Origin of the sequence: Cellulosimicrobium cellulans (assembly GCF_042723955.1) — a bacterium.
GTDB lineage: Bacteria > Actinomycetota > Actinomycetes > Actinomycetales > Cellulomonadaceae > Cellulosimicrobium > Cellulosimicrobium cellulans_H.
This window is the reverse complement of the sequence record NZ_JBHXIC010000059.1, coordinates 23,505-28,923: the sequence shown is the minus strand read 5'-3', so window position 1 is coordinate 28,923 and position 5,419 is coordinate 23,505. Positions and strand designations below refer to the sequence as shown.

Here is a 5,419-nt window from a genome sequence, read left to right as displayed (position 1 = left end):
CCACCCCGCCCGGGCCCCCCGCGGGGGCCGCGGCGGCTGGTGCGGGGGGGGCGCCCGGCGCCCCCCCCCGCGCCCCCCCCGCGCCGAGGACCAGCAGGCGGCGACCCCGCCTGCCGAGAGCGTGGCGGCCGGCTGACGCGACCAGCGACACGACCGACCCCACGAAACCCGGAGCCCGACGGCGCGAGTCCCCTTCCGCCGTCGGGCTCCGTGCGTCCTGCGTGCGTCGCAGCGGCGTCAGTCGCGTGCCCCCGGCCGCACGAGCCCGGCCTCGTAGGCGAGGATCACGAGCTGCACGCGGTTGGTCAGCCCGACCTTGGTGAGCAGCGAGCGCACGTGGCTCTTCACGGTCGCCTCGGTGAGGTGCAGCTCCGCGCCGATCTCGCGGTTCGACAGCCCGCGCGCGACGGCGAGCAGCACCTCGCGCTCGCGGGGCGTCGCGGCGTCCAGCCCGGTCACGGGCGCGCCGGTCTCCGCGGCGTCGGGCCCGAGCGGCGCCTGCCGCGCGAGCTCGACGTAGGTCGAGATGATGCGGCCGGTCACGGCCGGGTCGAGCAGCGAGTCACCCGCGCGGACGCGGTGCACCGCGTCGACGAGCGCCTGCGGGTCCGCGTCCTTGAGGAGGAACCCCGCGGCCCCGGCGCGCAGCGCGCCGTACACGTACTCGTCGTCGTCGAACGTCGTGAGCACGAGGGTGCGCACGTCGGCGAGGTCGGGGTCGGCGACGATGCGCGCGGTCGCCTCGATGCCGTCGAGCCGCGGCATGCGCACGTCCATGAGCACGACGTCGGGGCGTAGCGCGCGTGCCATCGCCACCGCGGTCTCGCCGTCCCCGGCCTCGCCGACGACGGTCACGTCCGGCTCGTTGTCGAGGATCATGCGCAGGCCGAGCCGGATCGTCGACTGGTCGTCCACGACGACGACGCGCACGGGTGGGAGCGCGCCGTCGGCCCCGGTCGTGGCGGGCGGCGTCGCGCTCACGCCGCTTCCCGGGGGATGCGCGCCTCGACGGTCCAGCCGCCGCGCCCGTCCGGCCCGGCGGCCAGCTCGCCGCCGGCGGCGAGCGCGCGCTCGCGCATGGAGGTCAGCCCGTGCCCCTGGCGCCCCTCGGTGCTCGGCAGGGGAGGGCCCGGGTCGTGGACGCGCAGGCGCAGGTCGGGGGCGTCGTCGGTCAGCGTCACCGTGACGTCGCGGGCGAGCGAGTGGAGCAGCACGTTGGTCAGGGCCTCCTGGGCGATGCGGACGACGGCGAGGCCGGTCTCGGCGCTCGTCGTCGGCCACGGGCGGGGGAGCGTGAGGTCGACGTCGCGGCCCGCGTCGCGCAGTCGGCGCGCGGCCGCGCGGAGCTCGTCGGGCGCGCGGGTGCCGTCCGGCGTGGGTGCGAGCGCCGCCGTCCCGCCGTCGGCCTCGGTGCCGCGGCGCAGCACCTGCACGACCGAGCGCATCGCGGTCAACGCCTGCTTGCCCTCGTCGCTGATCCAGCGCACGGCCTCGGCGGGAGCCTCGGGCTGGTTCGCCGCGACGCGGTCCGCGGCCTGCGCCCGCACGACGATCGCGGACATGTGGTGCGCGACGACGTCGTGCAGCTCGCGCGCGATGCGGGTGCGCTCGGCGAGCACCGCGCGCTCGGCCAGCTCCGCCTGCAACGCCTGGAGCTCGGCGTTGCGCTCGCGCAGCCGCTCGGACGTCAGCGCGAGGCGACGGAAGAAGTAGCCGGCCGCGACCGCGCCCAGGACGAGCGCGAGGGCGAGCAGCACGTCCGACGGCGACTGGGCGAGCCCGATCCATCGTGGGTAGAAGGGAGCCGGGGGGAACGTCAGGTGCGGGCGCTCCCAGAGCTGCGTCGCGAAGGCCGAGAGGCCGCCCGCGAGGCCGGCGAGCGCCCACGGGACGGCGCCCGAGCGGGTCGCGGCGAACCCTGCGACCAGGAGCGGGAGGAGCTCGAACGGCGTCTGCATGGTCCACGGCAGGGCGAGAGGGTAGAGCATCGCCGTCGCCCAGAAGAGCGGCCCCGGAACGACCCGGCGCAGGGCGAGGGTCAGGACGATCCACAGCCCCGCCACGCGGTACGACTCGGGGTGGCGGGGGTACCAGTAGTCACCGCTCTCCATCACCGTGATGACCGCGAACCAGACGAGGCCCGCGGCGAGCGCGGTCACGAGGTCCTGCGCCCACACGGGCAGACGGGTGAGCTGGGGCACGCGACCACGGTAGCCGGGGCCCGGGCCCGCGCGGCACCGTCCGGGGTCGGAGGACGAGCCGGGGGCCCTCCGCCCTGGGGCGGAACGGCGTCGGGCCGGGGACGGACCCCGTGGCGCGCCCGTGCGCCGGACGGCGGGGCCGAGGAGTCGCCGTCGGGTCGATGCGACGACGGGTCGCGGCGGGCGAGCCTCGAAGCATGACCACGACACCCCTGCGTCCCGCCCGCCCCGCCCGCCACGTCCCGGGTCGTCCCGGTCCCCGACGCGTCGCCCGCGCCGTGGTCGGCGTCCTCGTCGTCGGAGTGCTCGGCGGGGTGGGGGCGCTCACGTACCTCACCGTGACGACGCGCGACGGCGGTGCCGTCGCCGACCCGGCGCCCACGCTGCGCCCGCAGACCGCGACCGGGCTCGACCCGGAGCTCGAGCGGCGCTTCGACGCGGCGCGCGCCGCGGCGGACGCCGACGGGGTCGAGCTGACCCTCACGTCCGGGTGGCGCACGGCGGCCGAGCAGCAGGGGCTCGTCGACGCCGCGCTGGAGCGCTACGGCTCGGCCGAGGAGGCGCACCGGTGGGTGCTCCCGCCCGAGTCGTCCGAGCACGTCGCGGGGCTCGCGATCGACGTCGGGCCGACGGACGGCGCGCTGTGGCTCGAGCAGCACGGCGCGGCGTTCGGCCTGTGCCGCACGTACGCGAACGAGCTCTGGCACTTCGAGGCCGCGACCGAGCCCGGCGGCACGTGCCCGCCGATGCACGACGACGCGTCCCACGGCTGGGGGTGACCGCCGTGCGCGACGCGGCGCGCGCAGATCCGTGTCGAGGACGGCCCTCGAACGTGCCCGAGGCCGAGCTCAGCGGCTGACGAGCTCGGCGCGGCGCCACCACGACGCGGTCGCGACCCAGCTGGCGGCGCCGACCGCGGGGGCGGCCGCGAGCTGCCACCAGGTCACATGGACGGCGGGACCGCCCATCCCGAGCCAGAGGCCCGGCGCGGCCCAGGGGAACCAGGCGCCGACGCCGACCACCGTGACGATCTGGGCCACGACCATGAGCCCGAGCACGGCACCCACCCCGGCCAGCGCGTCGCGGCCCCAGGTCGCGACGAGCGCGCACGGGAGGGCGAGCAGGGCGGCAAGGAGCCCGCCGACGACGGCGCGCGTCGCCCCGGGCCAGGGGGACCCGGTGCCGGGCGAGATCGCGAGCCCCGCGAGGACGGCGACGCTCACACCGGCGACGCTCGAGGCGACGGCCCACGCCGTGACGACGACGAGCTTGGCCGACACGACGGCGGCCCGGGACGGGAGGGCGGTGAGCAGCGGTTCGACCGTGCCCCGGGTGAGCTCACGGCCGAACGTCCAGCTCACGACGAAGCCGGCCGCGAGGAGCATCGCGACGGTCAGCACCTGACCGGTCGTCCCGGTGACGGCGTCCCAGCCGCTGCCCGGGACCATGGGCCGGACCTTGAGCGCGAGGGTGCTGTCGCCACCGCGTTCCGCGGCCGCGACGAGACCGACGGCCAGCAGCGGGACGACGAGCACGAGCGTGCCTGTCGCGACGTGGGCGACGGTCGAGCGCGCGAGCTTGAGCACCTCTGCCTCCAGCGCGGCGTTCACCCGGCATCACGCCCGGTCGCCGCTGCGTGCACGGTGGAGAAGAACTGGCGCTCGAGGTCGGTGCCGCCCGGCGGCAGCCGTCCGACGACGCGTCCGTCGTGGACGACGTCGATCGACGTGGCGATGCGGGCCATCTCGTCGAGGTGGTGGCTCGACACGAGGACCGCGGTCCCGTCCGCGGCGCGCCGCAACAAGTTCTCGCGGACCTCGAGGACGCCCGCCGGGTCGAGGGCGTTCGTCGGTTCGTCGAGGACGAGCAGGTCGGCGTCGTGCACGAGCGCGCAGGCGAGCTCGAGACGGCGCCGGTTGCCGTCCGAGAGGGTGCGTACCCGGCGGTCGGCCCAGCGATCGAGCGCGAGCGAGGCGAGGAGCGCGTCTGTTCGTCGTCGGGCGTCCGCGGGGGCGCAGCCGTGCAGTCGTGCCGCGGTGCGCAGGTTCTCACGGACGGTCAGCTCTTCGTAGGCGTGGCCGGAACCGACGAAGCCGACGCGGGCGCGCACCTCCGCGGGCGCGCCCCAGGCTGGTGCGCCCCACAGCTCGGCCCGCCCGGAGCCGGGCCGCAGCAGGCCGACGAGGAGCCGCAGGAGCGTGGACTTGCCCGCGCCGTTGAGGCCGACGAGTGCGCGCACCTCACCGGGACGGACGTCGAGGCTGATCCCGTGGACCGCGACGACGTCGCCGAACGAGCGGGACAGGTCGACGGCGCGCAGCACCGGTGCCGGCGCCCTACGCACGACGACTCCTCGACCCGGACGGGGCCGGCACGAGCACGCCGAGCGCGCGGTCGACGACCGCGCCCAGATCCTCGTCCTCGGAGTCCGCCCAGTGCAGCAGAGCGGCCGTGAGCGCGGCGAGGGTCGCCCCGACGGCGGCGCGCGCCTCGAGCGGATCGCACCCGTCCGCCACGAGCCGGGCCACGACCGCGTCCTCCGTGCGCAGGTTGTTGAGCCCGACCGCGCCGCGCAGCGCGGGCGTGCGAGCCACGATCCGGGTCCGCCGGCGGACGACGTCGCGGGCGCCGGCCGGGATCTCGCCCCAGGCGGTCCGCAGGGCCGCCACGGTGCGCTCCAACGGGGCCTCCGTGCGTGGACGTGCGGCGACCGCCTCGACGAGCACGGGGTCGTAGGGGTCGTCGAGCAGCACTCGCTCCTTCGCGGGGAAGTGGCGGAAGAACGTCATCTCGGTGACGCCGGCGGCCTCCGCGACCTGCGCGACCGGCGTCGCCTCGTAACCCTGACGCTCGAACAGGTCCAGCGCGCACGCGATCAACGCGGCTCGCGTCCGCTCTCGGCGCGAGCCTGCCGGCACGCTGTGCATCGAGCTCATCTCATCTATGTTAGTCACTAACATTGATCGTGCCAAGGCGGTCAGTCGGAGTCGGGAGCCTGCCGGGCCGTGCCGTGCCGGGCAGGGCGGTGGCGTCCGCGACGGATGCCGCACGATCGGCGACGCCCCGCAGGAACGAGGAACCTGCGGGGCGCCGGCGCCGTGGCGCGCCGTACCGTGCCCGCGCAGGTGTTGGCGTGTTACCCTGGGCGGAACACCGCGAGGGCGAGGACGCTCAGGAGCGCGGCGCCGAGGGTGAGTGCCGGTAGGTTGGCACAGACG

6 protein-coding genes are annotated in these 5,419 nt (G+C 76.5%); 1 reads left to right on the top strand and 5 read right to left on the bottom strand.

Annotated features, from left to right (window positions below):
- Window positions 1–237 precede the first annotated feature (237 nt).
- Window positions 238–981, bottom strand: a complete 744-nt coding sequence (locus ACFWH7_RS15140) for a response regulator (RefSeq protein WP_378217418.1) — start codon at window positions 979–981, stop codon at window positions 238–240.
- Window positions 978–2,201 carry a sensor histidine kinase gene (locus ACFWH7_RS15135; RefSeq protein ID WP_378217416.1) on the bottom strand — a complete coding sequence of 408 codons (1,224 nt, stop codon included), beginning with the start codon at window positions 2,199–2,201 and terminating at the stop codon, window positions 978–980. Before ACFWH7_RS15135 ends, ACFWH7_RS15140 begins: the two co-directional genes overlap by 4 nt.
- 197 nt (window positions 2,202–2,398) lie before the next feature.
- Here ACFWH7_RS15135 and ACFWH7_RS15130 point away from each other — a divergent pair, with 197 nt between their 5' ends.
- Complete coding sequence (locus tag ACFWH7_RS15130) at window positions 2,399–2,980, top strand: M15 family metallopeptidase (protein ID WP_378217414.1); 582 nt, start codon at window positions 2,399–2,401, stop codon at window positions 2,978–2,980.
- A gap of 69 nt (window positions 2,981–3,049) precedes the next feature.
- Here ACFWH7_RS15130 and ACFWH7_RS15125 read toward each other — a convergent pair whose 3' ends face one another.
- Genes ACFWH7_RS15125 through ACFWH7_RS15115 form a run of 3 tightly spaced genes read right to left on the bottom strand, consistent with a single transcriptional unit; the run spans window position 3,050 to window position 5,137 of the window.
- Window positions 3,050–3,811 carry an ABC transporter permease gene (locus ACFWH7_RS15125; protein WP_378217412.1) on the bottom strand — a complete coding sequence of 254 codons (762 nt, stop codon included), beginning with the start codon at window positions 3,809–3,811 and terminating at the stop codon, window positions 3,050–3,052.
- Window positions 3,808–4,545, bottom strand: coding sequence for an ABC transporter ATP-binding protein (locus ACFWH7_RS15120; protein ID WP_378217410.1), 738 nt, complete (start codon window positions 4,543–4,545; stop codon window positions 3,808–3,810). Before ACFWH7_RS15120 ends, ACFWH7_RS15125 begins: the two co-directional genes overlap by 4 nt.
- The gene (locus ACFWH7_RS15115) at window positions 4,538–5,137 is read right to left on the bottom strand and encodes a TetR/AcrR family transcriptional regulator (RefSeq protein ID WP_378217408.1); all 600 of its coding nucleotides are present in this window, start codon (window positions 5,135–5,137) and stop codon (window positions 4,538–4,540) included. Before ACFWH7_RS15115 ends, ACFWH7_RS15120 begins: the two co-directional genes overlap by 8 nt.
- Between the last annotated feature and the right edge of the window lie 282 nt (window positions 5,138–5,419).

Coding starts and splice junctions, on each gene's coding strand:
- ACFWH7_RS15130 (WP_378217414.1), top strand. CDS start 2,399: ATGACCACGACACCCCTGCGTCCCGCCCGCCCCGCCCGCCACGTCCCG.
- ACFWH7_RS15115 (WP_378217408.1), bottom strand. CDS start 5,137: ATGAGCTCGATGCACAGCGTGCCGGCAGGCTCGCGCCGAGAGCGGACG.